This window comes from Desulfonatronum lacustre DSM 10312 (genome assembly GCF_000519265.1).
Lineage (GTDB): Bacteria > Desulfobacterota > Desulfovibrionia > Desulfovibrionales > Desulfonatronaceae > Desulfonatronum > Desulfonatronum lacustre.
In genome coordinates this window covers 3,705,807-3,723,972 of the sequence record NZ_KI912608.1, presented here as the reverse complement: position 1 = coordinate 3,723,972, position 18,166 = coordinate 3,705,807, and the positions used below count along the sequence as shown (strand labels likewise).

The window sequence follows — 18,166 nt, the reverse complement described above, 5'->3', positions numbered from 1 at the left end:
GGCGGATCAAAGATTCAATCGAAGTAATACCCCATCATCAAGACCAGGGAATTCACGCCTCGATTGTCCTTATGCAGTCCGGCGTTGGACAGGTGGTGCAGGCGCAGGGACGCCCAGATTCGGGATTGGTTATGGCCGGGGAATTCGACGCCGATCCCGATTTGGGGGTTGAAATTCAGCCGCGAGCCTTGCCCGGCGACTTTGTGCTCCGAGTACATCACCCCGACACCGGCCTCTCCGTAAGGACGGAATAGGGAACCGCCCAAACCGTCCAGGTAATAGAGGGCCAACCCGCCCACCGAGGCCAGCCCTCGCGAAGAGCCTTCCGTCGTGCCGCCCAGGCTCGCCTCGATTTTAAAACGCAAGGGCTCGGGCGCCGCATGCGGCCAGATGTCCTCGTAATCGAACAGCATGAACCCGGTGACCAGCGCGAAGTCCTTGACGTCTCCAGGGCCATAAGCCAAGCCGTATCCCAAGCCCAAACCCAGACGAGGAGAATGACCGACCCCTTCGAGCGTGGACTCGGCCCGAGCCGTGAGCGCGGAGGCCCCCAAAAACAGGACGGCAATCGCAACGACGGCCAACGCCGTCTTCATCCAAGACCGCGGCCTTGGATCACAAACCAGCCAGGACAATCGTCCCATATTCCCCTCCTGATCCATACTTGAGGCAGGCGACCCGGGAAACTTCCCGAAGCGCTCCAGAATACCGATTATCGTGCCGCATGTGGTCCGCGAAGGACAGGCATCCCTCCCGGATGGCCATGCCGGCGACGGCGAGATCAAAAGCCTGGCCAATGGGCAGACTGCCGTAGGCCGGGGCGCAAGCCGCGATTGCCAAAGGGTTTCGCCCTGCCGCTTCCAGAACATGCCGGTACCGGAACCCGGTGGCCTTGTGTCCGTCAGCCCCCAAAAGCAGGAGTGTCCCCGGAGAGTCCGGCTTGCTTGGCGATCCATCGAAAAAACCATCAAAGTTTTGATGGTCCTCACGGCCCATGCCGACATTCACAACATGACCGTACGCGCCCGAACGGCCGGGCTCTGATCGCTCAAGCACGAAAAAGGCCGCCCCCTCGCCCAGGACGGCGGTTTGCCGGTCAAGCTCCAGGGGCATGACAGGCTGACCGGCAGCTTGCGGCCCGAAAAAACGCGACCAGCAATATCCGCGCACCGGGCAGTGCTCATCCACGGCCCCGAAAAGCACCCTGTCCACCCGGCCTTCCGCCAGCCATTGCCCGGCCGTGAGCAGAGCCGATACCGTGGACAGCTCGAACTGGCTGACTGTCAGGCAGGGACCGGTGATCTTCAGCAGAATGGAGATATGGGCCGCCGCGGCGTTGTGCACGGAGTTGGAAAAATGGGTCGGCGAAGCGCAGGCGTCGCCGTCGTGAATCACGGAGTCGAGGAAGGCGAAGGTGGTGGCCGCCGCGCCGTAGCCCGTGGCCACGATGACGCCGGTCCTTTCATTTTGGCTATCCAATGATCCGGGCCCGGAAAGCCCCGCGTCCCGCAAGGCCAGGCTCGCACCCAGCAGAGCCAGACGGGAGAGGCGATCCACGCGGCGCAGGGACCGCTTGGGAACGAACTCGTCAAGGGCCGTCAGATCGGCCTGAAATGCCGGGACGCTTTCCATCCCCTGCCCCCCCTGGAATTCGGGCCCACCGACCACCGGTGACCGTTTCCCCTCCACGGCCAGCCGCAACTCACCCAACCCGACCCCGAATCCGCCGACAACCCCGATGCCCGAAACGGCAAGAGGCGGCGGGAAAGCAAGAAAATTCGTGTGTAATGACGTTTCACGCATGATTGCCGCGAAGTTTATGCAATGACGGGATTCTGGGCAAGAGATTGCGATTCGGGCCTTTTGCATGTTTCGACATGGCAGGATTGACGCCGGTGATCTGGTTGTGGCACTCGACAAGGCCGAGGACATCGTGGCGGCGACGGCGATACGGACCTTCAAGGCTTCGCCCCGCCTCGAAAAATGACCGCTTCATCTCACCCCTAAAATCAACAGGAGGACCATCCCATGACCATGCAGGACCGTGCACCCGCTAACCGCATCATTCAAGCCCGTTGGCTCGCTGCGATGCTCTTACTGTGCTTCGTCCTTGTTTTGCTCTCCTCCTGTCGCTCCACCGGCTCATCAGGGCAGATGACAAGCGCCACTTCGGAAATCCGGTACACCAAATACAATATTCACGCCCAACAGAGCCGCCGGGACATCAAAGCCAGCTATGCCGGATATGTCGACTCCGGGGACGGACATTTTGTTATCCCTGCGGGATCCAAAGTGATGTTTCCCGGCAAGGGGCAGCGGTGGAGGAACGGTTTCTGGTTCACCGTGGCCGACACCGGACAAAAGGTGTTTTTCGAATTTCACCGAGGCCGGATGGGCATGGGCGAACACGAGTACATCGAACTGATCACGTCCGGTTCACCCGTCTCCCTGGACCGCTTTTCGGAGCAGGACAGGAAAGGAATCAAGACCGGTAAAGTATACACCGGCATGACCAAAGAGGGAGTTCTCACTGCCCTCGGCTATCCGGCCAAACACAGAACGCCCTCTCTGGAAAGCAATACCTGGATCTATTGGCGCAACCGCTTCATGACCATGGGCGTGGTGTTTGACGGCAACGGACGGGTCGTCTCCATAACCGATTAGTCGATATCCGTTCGGCTCTTCATATTATGGACATCACTCCCATCGCCCTGATCACCGGCGCGAGCAAGGGCATCGGCGCGGCCACGGCCCTGGTCCTGGCCCGTGACGGGTTCGACATCTGGTTGAATTATCGCGGAGACCATCACGCGGCGGCGACGGTGCGCGAGGCCGTCGTCGCCCTGGGCCGGAACTGTCGGCTGTTGCCCTTTGACGTGGCCGATGCAAACGCGACGACCGCCGCCCTGGAACCGCTTTTGGACGAGGCCACGCCTTTTGCCGTGATCAACAACGCCGGATTCGCGGCGGACACCCTGATGCTGACCATGGACTTCGAACGGGAGTGGAAACGGGTGCTGAACGTGCACCTGGACGGTTTTTTCCTGGTCACCAAACTGGTCCTGGCCAAAATGCTGCGCAAGCGCCGGGGCCGGGTTGTGAACATCGTCTCCACGTCCGGCCAGGCCGGCATGGCCGGCCAGGTCAACTATTCCGCGGCCAAGGCCGGACTCATCGGCGCGACCAAGGCCCTGGCCCAGGAGATGGGCAAACGGAACATTTTGGTCAATGCCGTGGCCCCGGGCTTCATCCAGACCGACATGACCACCGACCTGCCCTGGGACGCCATCCTGCCGAAGATTCCCCTGGGCCGAGTCGGCCGGCCCGAGGAAGTCGCCGAAGTCGTCTCCTTTCTCTGTTCCGCCAAGGCCACATACATCACCGGCCAGACCATCGCGGTCAATGGCGGGATATACATGTAAACGCCATTCGGCCAAAATCCATGATTTTTTTTGGTTGAAAAAGGACAAGGTTGAAGGTTTGGAAAGCGCGGCATGAGGCAACACCTGACTTCCCTTTCAACCTTGAACCTTCAGCCTTCAACCTGTATTTCCTCTTGAATCTAAGCATGCATCAAGCGGCCATCACCGGCGTAGGGATCGTCTCTTCCTTGGGCAACGACGCGGATTCCGCGGCCCGGGCCCTGTATGAGGGCAGGTCCGGAATCAGCGTAGATCTGGAACGGATAAAGTTGGGCTTCAGAAGCGCCTTGACCGGCCTGATTCGCGGGTTCGACCCCGCCAGACACCTCAGTCGCAAACAGCGCAAGACCATGCCCGAGTTCGCGGTCCAGGCCCATGCCGCGACCATGGAAGCCCTGGCCATGGCCCGGCTGGACCCGGATGATCTGCGCAACGACCGCACCGGACTGGTGTTCGGATGCGACTCCAGTTGCCTGGCCGGCGTGGAACAAGTGGACATGCTCCGTGAACGCCTGGACACGCGGTCCATCGGCAGCGGGCATATCTTTCGCTCCATGACCTCCACCATCACCATGAACCTGAACACCCTGCTGGGCACTCGGGGCGCCTGCTGGACCATCAGCTCGGCCTGCTCCAGCGGCGGGCACGCCGTGGGCCAGGCCGCGGACCTGATTGCCTCGGGCCGTCAGGACCGGGTGCTCTGCGGCGGAGCTCAGGAAATCAACTGGCAATCGGTGTGCAGCTTCGACGGCCTGGGAGCCTTCTCCACCCGCATGGACCGACCCCAGACCGCCAGCCGTCCATTCGACGCGGACCGGGACGGTCTGGTACCCGGGGGCGGCGCGGCGACCCTGCTGCTGGAACGGCTGGATCTGGCCCGCAAACGCGGCGCTCAGGTGCTCGGTCTGGTCCGCGGATACGGCTTTTCCTCGGACGGGGAGCATATCTCCGTGCCCAGCGGCGACGGCCTGGAACGGGCCATGCGCATGGCCCTGAGCGAGGCGTGCTGGAACCCGCCGGAAGTCGACTATATCTGCGCCCACGCCACGTCCACGCCCGCCGGGGACTCCGTGGAAGCCGAAAGCATCGCCCGGCTTTTCGGAACACCCACCCCTCCCGTCTCCTCGCTGAAATCCATGACCGGCCATGAACTCTGGATGTCCGGCGCGGCCCAGGCCGTCTACTGCGTACTCATGGCCCGGGAAGGCTTCATCGCCCCGAACATCAACTTCGAACGCCCGGACCCCGCCTCGGCCAAACTGGACATCGTCACCGAAACCCGCTCCGCCCGGCTGCGCAACGTACTCTGCAACTCCGCCGGCTTCGGCGGGACCAATGCCTGTCTGGCTTTGGGTTTTCCGGAATGAAGTTCGACCATATCGTTATCGGCTCAGGAATTTCCGGGCTGGCCTGCGCCGTCATCCTGGCCCAGAGGGGGCGCCGGGTGGCCGTGGTGGAGAAGACCGGTCAGGCCGCCCCGCTGCTCAAGGGGTTTGAGCGCAAGGGCCTGCATTTCGATACCGGGTTTCATTACACCGGCGCGTATGGCCGGGGCGAGGTTCTGGACGTCTATTTTCGCTGCCTGGGGATCGAGGACGGGCTGACCAAGGTCCCCTACGACGCCGACTGCTTTGACGCGGCGCGCTTTCCTCTGGACGATTTTTCCTTCGGTTTTCCCCAGGGGTATGACCGGCTTCGTCAGCGGCTGCACGCGGATTATCCTGGGGAAAAGGCCGGAATTGACGCCTATCTGCGGATCGTGGCCGAGGAATTTGACCGTTCCCCGCACCTGAACCTGGACCTGCCCTTTGACGCCGTCGGCGCGTTCAATCCCCTGCACGAGCAAAGCGTCGCGAGTTGTCTGGGCGGGCTGTTCCGGGACGAACGGCTGCGGGCCCTGCTGTCCCTGCACTTTCTGCTGTACGGCGTGGAGCCGGGCCAGGCCTCCATGGCCCTGCACGCCCAAGTCTGCGGCTCCCTGTATCAGTCCGTGCATGGGATCAAGGGTGGCGGCAAAAGCCTGGTCGCGGCCTTGACCCGCCGTCTGGAAGAGTTGGGCGTGGTTCTGCTGACCGGACGCAACGTCAAGCGAATTGAAGTTGCTTCTGGGCATTGTCGTGGCGTGGCGTTGGAAGACGGCGAGGTTGTCCGGGCGGATGCCTGCATCGCCGCCATCCACCCGTGCTCCCTGCTGTCCATGGTTGATGAAGCGGCCTTTCGCCCCGCCACCAGACGTCGCTTTCAGGCCTACGAGGAAACTTCGTCGGGCTTCATGTTTTCCGCCGCGGTGGATACATTTCCCAATATCCTGGATCGCAAGAATCTGTTTCTCTGCCCGGATCTGGATCTGGACGGATATTGCCGGCCCGACCGGCCTATTGAGAAGCGTCCGTTTTTTCTGGCCGCCGCCGGAGCGGCCGACGGCTCCTCCGCACGAGGAATGATCCTGCTCTGTCCGGCGTCCATGGAGGAAATGCGGCCCTGGCTGAACTCCGGCCCACGAGATCGTCCGGAATCCTACCGGACGACGAAACAGGAACTGATGAACCGGGTTCAGGCCCATGTATTGAGGATGGTCCCGGAAATCGGCTCCATGACCATGCTGGACTGCGCCACCCCCCTGACGTTCAGGGATTGGGTCAACATTCCCTCGGGCAGCCTCTACGGGATCAAACAGAAGCACGGCCAGATCGCTCCGTCTCCCCTGACCAAGATCAAGGGCCTGTTGCTGACCGGCCAAGCCCTGACCGGCCCAGGGGTTCTGGGCGCGACGATTTCCGCCTTTCTGACCTGCGGATTCATCCTGGGGCCGGAAACGCTGCGCAAGGAGGTCCAGCAATGTCGCTGAACCGGGTGGTGATTACGGGGCTGGGAGCGGTCTCGCCCTACGGCGTGGGCGTGGAGACGCTGTACGCGGCCATGACCCGCGGCCAAAGCGCAATAACCGAGCATCCAGACCTCAAAGCGATCAAGGGCTTGCGCTGTCACATCGCCGGGCTCGTTCCGGAGCTGGATGCCAGGGAGATTCCCAGAAAACACCGTCGCACCATGTCCCGGATGTCCGTCTTCGCCGTGCTGGCCGCCATGGAGGCCCTGGAATCGGCCCGGGTCGACGAGTCGTTGCGCCGCTCCGAGCAGACCGGCGTGATCATCGGGACCACCGTGGGCAGCCCTCAGACCCTGCAGGATTTCTTCGCGGAGTATTTGCGGGAATTTTCCATCGAGCAGGTCAAGTCGTCCCTGTTCTTCAAGATCATGGGCCACACCTGCGCGGCCAACGTGGCCCAGGCCCTGGGCATCGGCGGCCGGGTCATGGCCCCCTCCGCCGCCTGCGCCACCGGAGTGCAGGCCATCGGCCTGGGCTACGAAGCCATCGCCCTGGGCCGACAAGGGATCATGCTCTGCGGCGGTGCCGAGGAACTGCATCCGTTGACCGTGGGCATTTTCGATATTATCAACGCGGCCTCCACCGGATACAATACCGATCCGGGCAGATCGCCCCGACCATTCGACGCCCGGCGAGACGGCACGGTTTGTTCCGAGGGCGGCGGGGTTCTCGTTCTGGAATCCCTGGATTCCGCGCTGGAGCGGGGTGTCCCGATCCTGGCCGAAATCATCGGGTTCGCCTCCAACTCCGACACCACGAACATCTCCACCCCGGACCCCGGTCGGATCGAGCAATGCATGCGCCTGGCCCTGGCCGACGCCGGGCTGGAACCCGGTCAGGTCGACTACGTCAACGCCCACGCCACGGCCACGGAACTGGGCGACCCGGCGGAATGCCGGGCCATTGCCCGGCTCTTCGGCGACGCCGTGCCCGTCAGCGGTTTCAAGGGCCACCTGGGGCACACCTTGGCCGCCAGCGGAGCCCTGGAATTGATCGCCGTGGTGCGCATGCTCCAGGACGGTCTGTGCCTGCCGACCTTGAACCTGGACCAACCCGACCCTGAATGCGCCATGGTCCGCCATGTCCGGGAACCGGAACCCCGCATTATGGATATCGCCGTCAAAAACAACTTCGCCCTGGGCGGAGTCAATGCCTCATTGATCGTAAGGAAATTCGCCGAACATGCAGCAAGACATCCAGAAAGACATTATTGATACCGTAAACACCGCCCTGGCCGAGGAATTCGAACTGGACGCGGAGGCCATGAAGCCCGAGGCGCACCTGTTCAACGAACTGGGGCTGGACAGCCTGGATGCCGTGGACATGGTCATCGTCCTGGAGAAGGCCTTTGGCTGCAAGCTCCGGGACGAGCAGGCCATCCGGGAAATCCGCACCCTGGGCGACCTGTACGCCTTCATTGAGACCAAGCGCAAGGAACTGGAATGACCGAGGTTCCCCCGCCGGAGGCCGCGCCGCCCGCGGCTTCACGGCGCCTGGGGCCGTCAGCGCTGGTGATGAGCGCGGTGGTTTATCCTCTGCTGATCCTGCAAACCCTGGCCTTCGTTCTCCTGGCCCCGATAGTCCTCCCCCTGGCCCGCCTCGCCACCGGCCGACCCATGGACCGGATCGTACGGTATTTCATCCGGTTCTACGGCCAGGTCTGGATGGTCCTCATCGCCCCTTTCACGCGCTTTGAAAAAATCGACTTGGCCCTGGACCGCTTTCCCCAACCCTGTATCATCGTCCTGAACCACCGCTCTCTTTTCGATATTTTCTGCATGGGGGCCCTGCCCTTCAGCAACGGCGGGTTCGCCCTGCGGTCCTGGCCGTTCCGGATGTTCTGGTACGCCCCGTTCATGCGCCTAGCCCGTTACGTGGACATGGAATCCCTGGGCCGGGAGGAAGGCTTGCTCCGCTGCCGTGAACTCCTGGCGGAAGGTATTTCGTTGATGTTTTTCCCGGAAGGCCACCGGAGTCGGGACGGACGACTCGGCAGGTTCTACTCCGGGGCGTTCAAGCTGGCCGTGGAAACCAACACGCCCATCGTGCCGGTCTGCATTTCCGGCACGGATCACCTCCTGCCGCCGGGCGCCCTGCTCATGGCCCCGACTACCATCCGCCTCCAGGCACTATCGGCAGTTGATCCGTCCACCTTCACCGGCGAATCCGGACACGTGGCCCTGCGCAAGACCGTCAAGGCGGCCATGGCCGAGGCCCTTGAAAAACAGCGGTGAGAAAACGGGTCGCTGAGCCCGGATCGAGGCGACGGAGGTTTGTCGCTATCCCCGCGTCGCTTGCCCCAGAAGAAGGGCCGGGCCGGAATGAATAGTCCAATCCGCCGCCTTGCCCATCTCGTTTATGGGCAGTTCGGGACCGAAGATGATGGAGGCGGGCTGTTCAAGGTGGGACAGGTGGCGGGCCAAATGGACGCGCAAGGCGTCCCGGATGCCGGGATCGGCCTCCCGGTCCGGTTGAAGCACCACGAAGGCCTTCAGGCGATGGCCCTCTTCCGGGCGCATCAGCCGCACGGCGCAGTCGACCACGGCTTCATGGGCCAGCAACACATTGCGGACCCGGGAAGGATAGACATTGATCCCGGCGACCTGGACGGCATGGTCCAGGCGCTTTTTGACGAAAAAACGGGTGTGATCCACCCAGTCCAACATATCCTGGATGGTGAACGGCTCGGACGATCCGCCCTGCTCCAACACACGCGCCAATTGATCCTCGCCGACCCGCTTCCAGGTGGGCAGCAAGGTCAAGGGATCGTTCAGTCCGGTCCGATAACCGATGGCTCCGTTTTCCGATGAGCCGTATATTTCAAGCAGTGTTTCCAATCCCCGGCGCTTGAGATCCCGGATGGTTTCCGTCGGACAGGGCCCCGTGGAGGTGACCCCGAGCACTCCAGGGGGAAACGTTTCACCGGTTTCAACGCAGAGCCGCCAGGCATGCGGAAAGCCAAGAACCGCGTCGCCCGGACGCAGCTCGTTGATCAAGGCGGAAGGATTTATGAAGCGCCGATCCTGGCAGGGGACGTCCAGCAACTTGGGAACCAGGACCGCGTGGATGAACCCGTAAATGTGGTGCGGCGGGACCAGGGCCAAAAAACGGTTGACGTGAGGAAACAAGTCGGCCAGATGCACGGCGTCCTGTTCCAGGAAAAAGACGTCGCGAACAACGGTTTTCGGTTCGCCGGTGCTGCCGGAAGTGGAAAAGGCGATGCGTTCCGGTCGCGGACCGATCTGTTCCAAAAGATATCCGGCCCATTGTCCCAGAGTCGGCAACCCGGCCAAAACCGCGGCCTTTTCCGCCGACAGGCCGAAATACCCGGCCACCTGTTCGGAGGCCTGGGCCAGTTCATCCGGCGTTGCCTTCAGCGGCTCCACCTGAAAATCGCTGTCCGGACTGATGAGCAGTTCATCACCGAACACGTCGGAAATGTTGCGAACCGCCTTGAGCTTGGCAAACGCGACAGCCCGGGTCAAAATGAAATAATCGGAACGATCAAGCGCAATCCGCCGCACGCTGAGCCTCGCAATGGATGCGTGGAACAAATTTTGTCATGAAAAATAACCTTTCTTGCAAATTTTCGCCGGAAGACATCGAAGACGCCAAGCAAACGGGACGCTTATTGTCCATGGAACTGGAATTGTCCAGGGCGTGCAATCTGCGGTGCATTTACTGCTATGCGGATTCCGGGACGGCCCTGGACGCGGAGTTGTCCCTGTCGGAGATTCTGGATGCCGTGGACCAGGCCGTGGAACTGGGGGCCAGGCGGATCATCGTCCTGGGCGGCGGGGAGCCGTTGGTTTATCCAGACATCCTGGCCATCCTGCGACATATTCACCGGCGCGGAGCGGCCATTGATCTGTTCACCAACGGGACGCGGATCACCGCCGAGCTGGCCAAGGAATTCATGGCCCTGGGAGTCAGTCCGGTGATCAAGATGAACAGCATGCGCGAGGAGGTGCAGGACGTGCTGGCGGACAAGCCCGGGACCTTCGCGAAAATCCGCCAGGGGCTGCACCATCTGCGCGACGCGGGATACCCCGCGCCAGAGCTTCCGCTGGGCGTGCAGACCGTGATCTGCCGCCAAAATCTCTCGGAACTGCCGACCATGTGGGCCTGGATTCGCGACCAGGGCATGGTCCCGTACTTCGAGACCATCACCCTTCAGGGCCGAGCCCGCCACTACCCGGAACTGCTCGTCGGCCCCGAGGAAATCCGGTCCTTGTTTCAAACCCTGGCCGACCTGGACAAAACCCGCTTCGGCATGGAATGGGACCCACGCCCCCCGGTGGCCGGCCTGACCTGCAACCGCCATTTCTACACCTGCACGATAACCGTGCACGGCGACGTCGTCCCCTGTCCGGGCGTGGACATCGCCGTGGGCAACATCCGCACGGCCAGGCTCGCTGAGATCCTCCACCAAAGCCCGGTCATCCGCGACCTGCGCAACATCCGCGAAACCATCAAAGGGGCCTGCAAAACCTGCGAGTTCCACCATTCCTGCTACGGCTGCCGAGGCATGGCCTACCAGCACACCGGCGACTACCTGGCCGCGGACCCTCTTTGCTGGAGAAATCCGGAGCGGATCAACTCATAAACAAGCCATGTGCATGATCAATTCCGATGGTGTCAGCACGGGGAGCGCGGCATTCTTGAAGTCTGGAACGTTCCTGGTCACGATGTACTCCGCGCCGACATGACGGGCGGACGCATGCACGACCGCGTCTTCGAAGTCGGCGAAACCAGAAGCCAGAGCGCTCTCCAGCACCACGCGATTCACGGGAGCGACGACGAACAAGGCGAGCAGGGAACGGACATGGCCCATGGCAGCCTGGGTGCCGAGCACCTTGGCCGCGAGGTAATGGATGGTGGTCACCGTCGTGGCGCAAATGGAGCCCTTAATTTCGGAGCGTTCCACCATTGCCAGGAGCAGGGCGGCATCATCGGCAAAAGGCTCTCTGTCCAGCAGGACGTCCAGGATCACGTTGGTATCGAAAAGAACGTTCACAGGTACTTTTCTTCCAGATGTTTCCGGTACTCGTTTTCCTCCACAGGCCTGCCTTTCAGGGCCCCTTTGAGGCTTTTCACGACCGGTGGCAGTGGAAGCTCCCTGCCTTGCTTTTCATTTCGGATCATTTCAAACAGATCCGCGACAATGCGTGAAACGGATTTGCCCGTCCGGGCGGCGTGTTGCTTGGCCGAATCGATCAGCTCGTCATCCAAGCGCAAGGTCAGTTTCGTGTTCATGCTTCCTCCTCTTTGACGTACACTCTTCCCCAAGAAGTACGTCGCGCTTGAGAGCATGTCAAATCCGGATATATTCACGGCTAATCTCAAAGGAACGCACCCATGATCCAACTCCCCCACTCCGCCGCCGACCTGATGCCCCACCAGCCTCCCATGCGCCTGATCGACACGGTCCTGTCCGTGGAGCCGGACGGTTCGGGCACGGCGGAGACCGTTATCCGGGCGGACAATATTTTTCTGGACCGGGACGACGCGTTGCTCCCCGAGGCCATGGTGGAACTTATGGCCCAGACCTTTGCCGCGGTCAGCGGCTATAGTGATCTCCAGGCCGGGCGTCCGGGGCGGACGGGGTATCTGGTGGGGGTGAAAAAAGTCTCGTTTCCCACACCGGAAGCCAACCAGCCGAGCGTCTCGGTCGGCGACCGGCTGACCGTCGGAGTCCGGCCCACCGGAGAGTTCGCAGGATTCGTGATCATCGACGCGGAGGTCCGCCGTCACGACGATCTTTTGGCCCAGGGAGAACTGAAAATCTGGATCGCTTCGGACGGCGATGAGCAAGGAGGCCCGGCATGACGATTCACCGCCTGGCCTTGTCCTGTTTTCTCCTCCTCTTCCTGTCTCTCGGACTTCCCCCAACCGCCGTGACTGACGAATTCAAGGAATTGACGCCGGCCTTACGGGAACGCCTGGCGGTCATTCACCAAGGCACCCGATCGGTCCAAGGGGATTTTGAGCAGGAAAAGCGCCTGAGCATGTTCGACCGAACCTTTGTTTCCATGGGCGTCTTCGCCGTGAAGCAACCCGGCAAAATTCACTGGGCCTATCAGGAGCCCTCCGCTTTTGGATTCGCCTCGGACGGGGAACAGGTCCGGCGCTGGAATGAACATTCCGGGATGTCCGCCCCCTCCCCGCTGGCCCGGGATCCAATCCTCTCGGTGATCGTGGACCAGATGCTGGCCTGGTCCACCATGGACGCCGAAAAACTGGAAGCCTCTTTCACCCTTGCCGTGCCAAAGACGACCCCAGAATCGACCCCGGAAACAGCCCCGCTTACCCTGGAACTCCTGCCCAGAACCCGTCAACTCGCGGCGGTCCTCCAGCGCGTCCAGGTCTCCTTTGACCGGGACGAAACCCACCTTCAGGAGATCGTGCTCTTCGAACCCGACGGCGACACCACCCGCATCCGCTTCTTCAACGTCCGCGTCAATGAGGATGTTTCACCGGGGCTGTTCTAGGATCATGGCGCGAACTCCAGCCACGGTGCGCCTTTTCACCGTTTTATTGTCCCATAAAGCCACAGTTCTCCTGCTCCTCGCGGGCTGCCTGGCCATGGGACTTTTTTTTCTGCGCCAGGCAACCCTGGCGGAGGACATCGAGGCCATGCTCCCCGACGACGGCTCCGGCCTGGCCGGGGATGTCCGTCTGCTGGGCCATGCCCCGTTCCTGTCCAAGGTGCTCGTGATCCTGGAACCGGTGCCTGGGCAGTCCGGGCTTGTCGATCTGGAAGTTCTGAGGCAAGCGGCTCAAGATATTCGAGAAGCGGCCGGCCCGCCCTGGTTCGCCGAACCAAGCACAGCCCCCGACCAGCCGGAAGCTCAGGATATGGCGGATCAGTTTCTTTCCCTGCTTCCGGCGCTTTCCACGCCATCCGACCTGGAGCGCATCGAGACGCTGCTCCATCCGGAATCCGTCCGTCGCGCCCTGGAAGGTGCCCGCGAGACGCTCCTGGGATTGCAGGGTATCGGGATGAAGGGACTGATCAGCTCGGACCCGCTGGGATTGCGGAATCTGATCTGGGGTAAGCTGTCTTCCCTTGACATTATCGGTGACGGCCTCGCCATGTCGAATCCCGGTGAAGGCATTTTCCTGAACCCGGATCATCCCGGAGCCCTGCTCGTCCTGGACACTCCCGTGGCCATGACCGACGCCCGGGGCTCCCGGGACATGCTGGCGGCCCTGGATGACATTCTGGCCGCGGCGCTGGCGGATGCGTCTTCGGATGACCTTTCGAATGATCTTTCGAGCCCGATACGGGCCTTCGTGATCAGCGGCCACGCCTATACCGCGGCCAACGCCCAGGCCATCCAGCGGGATCTGGCCCTGGTGCTTCCCGTCTCGGCCCTGGGCATTCTGGCCCTGTTCGTTCTGTTTCTGCGTTCCTGGCGGGCTGCATTCGCCTACGCCGCGCCCCTGGTCGCCATGCTGGCTGGCGTCGCGGCCGTGGCCGCCACCGGCAATCCTCTCTCCGGCATCACGCTGGGCTTCGGGGCCGTACTCATGGGGCTGGCCGTGGATTACGGGCTGCATGTCTGGTACGGGCTGCGACGCGGCGCTGATCCGGCACAGACTCTGGCCCTGCTGGCCAAGCCGATCCTGTTCTGCTGGCTGACCTCCGCCGGGGTGTTCAGCCTGCTCCTGTTCTCCAGCCTGCCGGGACAGCGGCAATTGGCCCTGTTCACGGTTTCCGGCCTGAGCGCGGCCATGCTTCTGTCCCTGACGGTCCTGCCGGTTTTGCTGCTGCGCCGAAACAAGCGGCGTCCGTCCACGCCAGTTCATCCGCCAGAGCGACCATTGGCGCATTTGGCCTCATGGCCGACTCGCCGCAGGCCGGCGATCTCGGCGTTCGTCGCCCTGCTGGCGACCGCCGTGCTCTGCTGGCCCTCGATTCATTTCGACGGACGCCTTCAGGCCCTGAGCATGGTCCCCGAAGAACTGGCTCAGGCCGAGCGGGTCGTCGCGCAGTCCTGGGGCGGGGTGCGCAGCCTGGCCATGCTCGTTGCCCAGGGCGATACCCTGGAAAATGCGTTGCAAACGGCCCATGCCCAACATGCCTTTCTGGAAAAAGCGGGCCCGGGCACGCCCGTCGCCAGCCTGGCCCCGCTGTTGCCCCCCGCGTCGGTTCAAGAGGAATCCATCTGCCGATGGACGGATTTCTGGACGCAACGAAGAGCCGGGCTTCGGGATATCATGGCCAGGGAAGGCGCGCGCCTGGGCTTCGCGCCCCAGGCCTTTGCCCCGTTTTTTGACTTCCTCCAGGCCGAGCCTGAACAGGTCCGTATCGATCACCTCCGTCGTCTCGGTATGGAAGAGCTGATCGACATGCTCGTTGTTCCGGACAACGCGGGCGTGACCATCCTCACGCTGCTTCCCGACAAGCCCGAACTCCACGCCCTCCTCCCTTCCGAAACCCGGCTGGTATCCCAGTCTCTCCTGGGCCGGCACATCGCCGCGGCCCTGCACCGGGACATGACCCGCTTTCTCCTGGCCGCCGGAGTCTTCGTGACCCTGATGACCGCCGTGTTGTTCCGCAACCCGCGACGCATGCTCCAGTCCCTGACCCCGGCCCTGGCCGGGCTGTCCGCCTTGATCGTTGTCGTGACACTTCTGAACATTCCCTTTAATCTCTACTCCATCGCGGCCACGTTTCTGATACTGGGACTGGGCGTGGACTACGGCATCTTCATGACCATGCGCCTCGACCGGGGGCGGGACAGCTTGGGCTCGGGATTGGGCACGGATCTGGACGCTAACCTGGACATTGGCCTGGGCACTGACCTGGACACTGAAAAGGCCGTACTGGTCTCCGGCCTGACAACCCTGCTCGGCTTCGGAGCCCTGGTCCTGGCCGACCATCCAGCCCTGCACTCCATCGGCCTGACCGTCCTCATCGGCATCGCCGCCGCGATCCCGGCGGCCCTGTTCGTGGTGCCGTGCCTGGAGCCGCGCAAAAAATCCCACCGGTAAGCCCATGTCGCAACGCATCATTCACGGCATCTTGCAAGGCATCTTTCTCGCCATCCTCCTGACGGGTTGTTCCCGTCCGTACCTTCCACCGGACGGCTACCTGCCACACGTGATCCCTCCCACCGACTCCTGCCTGACACCGTGGCCCGCGGGCGAAACTCCGTACCATCTGCGTCAAACCGTATTTTTGGAGACCCAAGGACAAACCCATGTGCTCCAGGGGTTCATGATTCTTGACGTGGATCGGGCTGAGGTGCGAATTGTCGGCCTTTCCGAACTGGGAATGAAGCTGTTCGATCTGAAGGTCACCTCGGAAGGTCACGATATCCTTGCTCTGGCCCCCACCCTGGGAGCCAACGGAGAGCGGCTGGCCGACCAGATCGCGTTGAGTACGCGCCGGATTTTTTTGTCCCACCGGGACATGGCCGACGCCGAGGCCCATCTCGGGCCGGAAGATCTGCTGCTGATCGACCGGTCTCAAGGGTCGCCGGTGGTTCAGACCTGCGACCCGCGCAAGGGGCAGGTTCGCCGTGTCTACGATCCAAAGCGGCGCTGGAGCGTTGACTTCGACGCCTACCAACCCATGAACGGCTTTACGGGTCCCGGACGAATCGTCTACCAGGACCACCGGGCCGGATACGCATTGACCATTGTCCTGCATGAGGTCTTTGAGCCATGAACACGATCAGCGACGGCATCCTGGCCGCCCGGTTGGGTCCGGCCATCCGGGAGGACGGTCAAACCATCCGCCAGGACTTCTCCTTCCCGCCCGAGTTCGTCGGATTCGCCGGACACTTTCCGGAAGAAGCGATTCTGCCGGCCGTGGTCCAGATCGGGCTCGGCGTTGTTTTGTCCCAGGCCCTCCTTGCGGAGAAAACCGGTCACCAGCGGCTGAAAACCGTAACCCGGGCCAAATTCTTGCGGAAACTGAAGCCCGGAGAAACCATTACGGCCCGATGCTCCCGTTGCGCCCGATGCGGCCCCGGCGGCGGGGCTTGCAACGTTGTGCTGACCGTGGACCAGCAACAGGCCGCGGCGTACACCCTTACATTCACCTTGGCCTCCACCTCTGAACCAGGCGCCCCCGCTGACGGATGAACATGCGCAAACCGTATTTCCCAAAACAGGATGGCCACCCCGAGCCCTTGCGAGCCGTCTGTGCGCGACGGGTGCGCTTCGAGGAGGTGGACCCGCTGGGCATTGTCTGGCATGGCCGATACCCAAGTTTTTTCGAGGACGCGCGTATGGCCCTGGGCGACAAATACGGCATCGGCTACATGGCCTTCTACGAGCACGGCGTGGTCACGCCCATTAAAATGATGCACGTGGACTACCACCAGCCCCTGCGCTTCGACGAAGAGTTCACCGTGGAGGGGATCCAGCATTTTTCCGAGTCCGCGCGGATCAACACCGAATACGTGGTCCGCAACGTCGCGGGGACAATCGCCACCACCGGCTATACCGTGCAAATGCTCCTGGACCTGAAGATGAACGTGCTCATCGCCCTGCCTCCTTTTTTCGAAGCCTTCTGCGACCGATGGAAACGGGACAAACCATGCGCATGCACCTGATCTACCCCAAATGGCCCAAGCTCGAACGCCAGACCGAATTCCACCTGCCGCCTCACGGGCCGGTGGTCTTCGCGGCGGAAGTCCCCGAGGACGTGGAGATCACGTTCACGGACGAGAACCTGGAGCCCCTGGACTTCGACGCCTCCACGAATCTGGCGGCCCTGTCGGTGATGCTCACCTGCCAGCTGCCCAGGGCCCTGGCCATCGCGGACCGTTACCGGGAACTGGGCGTGCCGGTGATCATGGGCGGCATCGGGACCATGCTTCACGCCGAGGAAGCGGCCCGACACGCGGACTCGCTCTTTCTGGGCGAAGTGGAAGGCCGCTTCGCCGCGGTGATCCAGGATCTGAAGGAAAACCGCCTGCGCCCCGTCTATGACTATCTTGGCGCTCCTCCGGACATCTCCCTGGCGGGAACGGCGCGGCGCGGCATATTGAAGCGCGACCTGTACAACTATCGCGGCGTCCAGATGGTGGATCTGCTCCACGCCTCCCGAGGCTGCAAGTTCAACTGCATGCCCTGCTGCGTGGCCTATCTGGGCGGCAAGTCCTTCCGGCCGCGTCCCATCCACAAGGTCATCGCGGAGATGGAATCCATCGCCAACAACCGGCTGTTCTTCGTGGACAATTCCCTGGCCCAGGACCGGGAGTGGCTGAAAGACCTGTTCACGGCCATGATTCCCTTGAAGCGCAAGTGGATTTCCCATCCCATCATGTACGACCCGGAAATCCTGGACCTCGCGGCCCAGGCCGGCTGCTGGTACGTGTACCAGGCGGTGATCGACGATTCGAAAACCATTCGGGAACGGATCAGGATGCTCAAGGACCACGACATCGGCATTGAAGGCACCATCCTCCTGGGTCTGGACGATCACGACGAATCCTACATCAAGCGGATGGTAGACTTCCTCCTGGAGGTGGAATTGGACATGGCCGAGTTCACGATCCTGACCCCGTTCCCGCACACCCCCATCCGGGAGATGTTCGAGCAGCAAGACCGTATCCTGAGCAACAACTGGCTGGAGTACACCTGCGACAAAGTGGTTTTTCAGCCCAAGCAAATGCCTCCGGACACCCTGCAGGAACTCTTTCACTATGCCTGGGACACGTTTTACGCCGAGGGAGGGCCGCAGTTGCGAATGGGCAACTTGTTCAAAAAGGTCATTTCCAAGGAGATGGACGACGGCACCTATCGTCGCTACGACCTGAAACGCAAACGGGCCTTTCCCAAAAAGAACCCGGACACGGAGCATTCCCGCCATGATTGATCTTGTACCTTCCTCGTG

At 62.2% G+C, this 18,166-nt stretch carries 20 protein-coding genes; 15 read left to right on the top strand and 5 right to left on the bottom strand.

Going from position 1 to position 18,166, the window contains the following annotated elements:
* Positions 1 to 14: 14 nt before the first annotated feature.
* Positions 15 to 596: an acyloxyacyl hydrolase gene (locus DESLA_RS23255; RefSeq protein ID WP_051434821.1), complete on the bottom strand. Its 582-nt coding sequence runs from the start codon at positions 594 to 596 to the stop codon at positions 15 to 17.
* Positions 597 to 615: 19 nt separating this feature from the next.
* Positions 616 to 1,803, bottom strand: a complete 1,188-nt coding sequence (locus tag DESLA_RS21305) for a beta-ketoacyl synthase N-terminal-like domain-containing protein (RefSeq protein ID WP_169732643.1) — start codon at positions 1,801 to 1,803, stop codon at positions 616 to 618.
* Positions 1,804 to 2,028: 225 nt separating this feature from the next.
* Between DESLA_RS21305 and DESLA_RS0117600 the strand changes: the two genes are divergently transcribed.
* The 7 genes from DESLA_RS0117600 (at position 2,029) to DESLA_RS0117570 (ending at position 8,543) form a co-directional block, all read left to right on the top strand.
* Complete coding sequence (locus DESLA_RS0117600; protein ID WP_051434819.1) at positions 2,029 to 2,664, top strand: hypothetical protein; 636 nt, start codon at positions 2,029 to 2,031, stop codon at positions 2,662 to 2,664.
* Between the two features lie 26 nt (positions 2,665 to 2,690).
* A complete protein-coding gene (gene fabG, locus DESLA_RS0117595) occupies positions 2,691 to 3,422 on the top strand; it encodes a 3-oxoacyl-ACP reductase FabG (protein WP_028573491.1) in 732 nt (243 codons plus the stop codon).
* 146 nt (positions 3,423 to 3,568) lie between these two features.
* Positions 3,569 to 4,789: a beta-ketoacyl-[acyl-carrier-protein] synthase family protein gene (locus tag DESLA_RS0117590; RefSeq protein WP_028573490.1), complete on the top strand. Its 1,221-nt coding sequence runs from the start codon at positions 3,569 to 3,571 to the stop codon at positions 4,787 to 4,789.
* Positions 4,786 to 6,270, top strand: coding sequence for a phytoene desaturase family protein (locus DESLA_RS0117585; protein WP_028573489.1), 1,485 nt, complete (start codon positions 4,786 to 4,788; stop codon positions 6,268 to 6,270). Before DESLA_RS0117590 ends, DESLA_RS0117585 begins: the two co-directional genes overlap by 4 nt.
* Positions 6,261 to 7,523, top strand: coding sequence for a beta-ketoacyl-[acyl-carrier-protein] synthase family protein (locus DESLA_RS0117580; protein ID WP_028573488.1), 1,263 nt, complete (start codon positions 6,261 to 6,263; stop codon positions 7,521 to 7,523). The genes DESLA_RS0117585 and DESLA_RS0117580 overlap by 10 nt, the downstream gene beginning before the upstream one ends.
* Positions 7,492 to 7,755, top strand: coding sequence for an acyl carrier protein (locus tag DESLA_RS0117575; protein ID WP_028573487.1), 264 nt, complete (start codon positions 7,492 to 7,494; stop codon positions 7,753 to 7,755). The genes DESLA_RS0117580 and DESLA_RS0117575 overlap by 32 nt, the downstream gene beginning before the upstream one ends.
* A complete protein-coding gene (locus DESLA_RS0117570; protein WP_084032159.1) occupies positions 7,752 to 8,543 on the top strand; it encodes a lysophospholipid acyltransferase family protein in 792 nt (263 codons plus the stop codon). The genes DESLA_RS0117575 and DESLA_RS0117570 overlap by 4 nt, the downstream gene beginning before the upstream one ends.
* A gap of 45 nt (positions 8,544 to 8,588) precedes the next feature.
* On the opposite strand, the gene DESLA_RS21300 is transcribed toward DESLA_RS0117570, so the two are convergent.
* Positions 8,589 to 9,833: an AMP-binding enzyme gene (locus tag DESLA_RS21300; RefSeq protein WP_051434818.1), complete on the bottom strand. Its 1,245-nt coding sequence runs from the start codon at positions 9,831 to 9,833 to the stop codon at positions 8,589 to 8,591.
* 38 nt (positions 9,834 to 9,871) lie between these two features.
* On the opposite strand from DESLA_RS21300, the gene DESLA_RS0117560 reads away from it, so the two are divergent.
* Entirely contained in the window at positions 9,872 to 10,915 is a 1,044-nt protein-coding gene (locus tag DESLA_RS0117560) for a radical SAM/SPASM domain-containing protein (RefSeq protein WP_028573485.1), read from the top strand.
* On the opposite strand, the gene DESLA_RS0117555 is transcribed toward DESLA_RS0117560, so the two are convergent.
* Together DESLA_RS0117555 and DESLA_RS0117550 are read right to left on the bottom strand one after the other, a co-directional pair.
* Positions 10,910 to 11,326, bottom strand: coding sequence for a PIN domain-containing protein (locus DESLA_RS0117555; protein WP_028573484.1), 417 nt, complete (start codon positions 11,324 to 11,326; stop codon positions 10,910 to 10,912). The genes DESLA_RS0117560 and DESLA_RS0117555 overlap by 6 nt on opposite strands.
* Positions 11,323 to 11,565, bottom strand: a complete 243-nt coding sequence (locus DESLA_RS0117550) for a DUF6364 family protein (protein WP_028573483.1) — start codon at positions 11,563 to 11,565, stop codon at positions 11,323 to 11,325. Before DESLA_RS0117550 ends, DESLA_RS0117555 begins: the two co-directional genes overlap by 4 nt.
* A gap of 102 nt (positions 11,566 to 11,667) precedes the next feature.
* On the opposite strand from DESLA_RS0117550, the gene DESLA_RS21295 reads away from it, so the two are divergent.
* Genes DESLA_RS21295 through DESLA_RS0117515 form a run of 7 tightly spaced genes read left to right on the top strand, consistent with a single transcriptional unit; the run spans position 11,668 to position 18,148 of the window.
* Positions 11,668 to 12,138, top strand: a complete 471-nt coding sequence (locus DESLA_RS21295) for a hotdog family protein (RefSeq protein WP_051434816.1) — start codon at positions 11,668 to 11,670, stop codon at positions 12,136 to 12,138.
* Entirely contained in the window at positions 12,135 to 12,800 is a 666-nt protein-coding gene (locus tag DESLA_RS22040; RefSeq protein WP_028573482.1) for an outer membrane lipoprotein carrier protein LolA, read from the top strand. The genes DESLA_RS21295 and DESLA_RS22040 overlap by 4 nt, the downstream gene beginning before the upstream one ends.
* A gap of 4 nt (positions 12,801 to 12,804) precedes the next feature.
* Positions 12,805 to 15,309: an MMPL family transporter gene (locus DESLA_RS0117535; protein WP_028573481.1), complete on the top strand. Its 2,505-nt coding sequence runs from the start codon at positions 12,805 to 12,807 to the stop codon at positions 15,307 to 15,309.
* 4 nt (positions 15,310 to 15,313) lie between these two features.
* Positions 15,314 to 15,988, top strand: coding sequence for a DUF3261 domain-containing protein (locus tag DESLA_RS0117530; protein WP_028573480.1), 675 nt, complete (start codon positions 15,314 to 15,316; stop codon positions 15,986 to 15,988).
* Positions 15,985 to 16,407, top strand: a complete 423-nt coding sequence (locus DESLA_RS21280; protein WP_051434815.1) for an ApeI family dehydratase — start codon at positions 15,985 to 15,987, stop codon at positions 16,405 to 16,407. The genes DESLA_RS0117530 and DESLA_RS21280 overlap by 4 nt, the downstream gene beginning before the upstream one ends.
* Positions 16,404 to 16,880: an acyl-CoA thioesterase gene (locus tag DESLA_RS0117520; protein WP_245590093.1), complete on the top strand. Its 477-nt coding sequence runs from the start codon at positions 16,404 to 16,406 to the stop codon at positions 16,878 to 16,880. The genes DESLA_RS21280 and DESLA_RS0117520 overlap by 4 nt, the downstream gene beginning before the upstream one ends.
* Complete coding sequence (locus DESLA_RS0117515; protein ID WP_028573478.1) at positions 16,865 to 18,148, top strand: B12-binding domain-containing radical SAM protein; 1,284 nt, start codon at positions 16,865 to 16,867, stop codon at positions 18,146 to 18,148. Before DESLA_RS0117520 ends, DESLA_RS0117515 begins: the two co-directional genes overlap by 16 nt.
* The last annotated feature ends 18 nt before the right edge of the window (positions 18,149 to 18,166 follow it).

Excerpts from the sequence above, each read along its gene's own strand:
- DESLA_RS21305 (WP_169732643.1), bottom strand. The coding sequence starts at position 1,803 with ATGCGTGAAACGTCATTACACACGAATTTTCTTGCTTTCCCGCCGCCT.
- DESLA_RS0117590 (WP_028573490.1), top strand. The coding sequence starts at position 3,569 with ATGCATCAAGCGGCCATCACCGGCGTAGGGATCGTCTCTTCCTTGGGC.
- DESLA_RS0117530 (WP_028573480.1), top strand. The coding sequence starts at position 15,314 with ATGTCGCAACGCATCATTCACGGCATCTTGCAAGGCATCTTTCTCGCC.
- DESLA_RS21295 (WP_051434816.1), top strand. The coding sequence starts at position 11,668 with ATGATCCAACTCCCCCACTCCGCCGCCGACCTGATGCCCCACCAGCCT.
- DESLA_RS0117515 (WP_028573478.1), top strand. The coding sequence starts at position 16,865 with ATGCGCATGCACCTGATCTACCCCAAATGGCCCAAGCTCGAACGCCAG.
- DESLA_RS0117585 (WP_028573489.1), top strand. The coding sequence starts at position 4,786 with ATGAAGTTCGACCATATCGTTATCGGCTCAGGAATTTCCGGGCTGGCC.
- DESLA_RS21280 (WP_051434815.1), top strand. The coding sequence starts at position 15,985 with ATGAACACGATCAGCGACGGCATCCTGGCCGCCCGGTTGGGTCCGGCC.
- DESLA_RS0117580 (WP_028573488.1), top strand. The coding sequence starts at position 6,261 with ATGTCGCTGAACCGGGTGGTGATTACGGGGCTGGGAGCGGTCTCGCCC.
- DESLA_RS0117560 (WP_028573485.1), top strand. The coding sequence starts at position 9,872 with ATGAAAAATAACCTTTCTTGCAAATTTTCGCCGGAAGACATCGAAGAC.
- DESLA_RS0117535 (WP_028573481.1), top strand. The coding sequence starts at position 12,805 with ATGGCGCGAACTCCAGCCACGGTGCGCCTTTTCACCGTTTTATTGTCC.
- DESLA_RS0117600 (WP_051434819.1), top strand. The coding sequence starts at position 2,029 with ATGACCATGCAGGACCGTGCACCCGCTAACCGCATCATTCAAGCCCGT.
- fabG (WP_028573491.1), top strand. The coding sequence starts at position 2,691 with ATGGACATCACTCCCATCGCCCTGATCACCGGCGCGAGCAAGGGCATC.
- DESLA_RS0117575 (WP_028573487.1), top strand. The coding sequence starts at position 7,492 with ATGCAGCAAGACATCCAGAAAGACATTATTGATACCGTAAACACCGCC.
- DESLA_RS0117520 (WP_245590093.1), top strand. The coding sequence starts at position 16,404 with ATGAACATGCGCAAACCGTATTTCCCAAAACAGGATGGCCACCCCGAG.
- DESLA_RS22040 (WP_028573482.1), top strand. The coding sequence starts at position 12,135 with ATGACGATTCACCGCCTGGCCTTGTCCTGTTTTCTCCTCCTCTTCCTG.
- DESLA_RS23255 (WP_051434821.1), bottom strand. The coding sequence starts at position 596 with ATGAAGACGGCGTTGGCCGTCGTTGCGATTGCCGTCCTGTTTTTGGGG.
- DESLA_RS0117550 (WP_028573483.1), bottom strand. The coding sequence starts at position 11,565 with ATGAACACGAAACTGACCTTGCGCTTGGATGACGAGCTGATCGATTCG.
- DESLA_RS0117570 (WP_084032159.1), top strand. The coding sequence starts at position 7,752 with ATGACCGAGGTTCCCCCGCCGGAGGCCGCGCCGCCCGCGGCTTCACGG.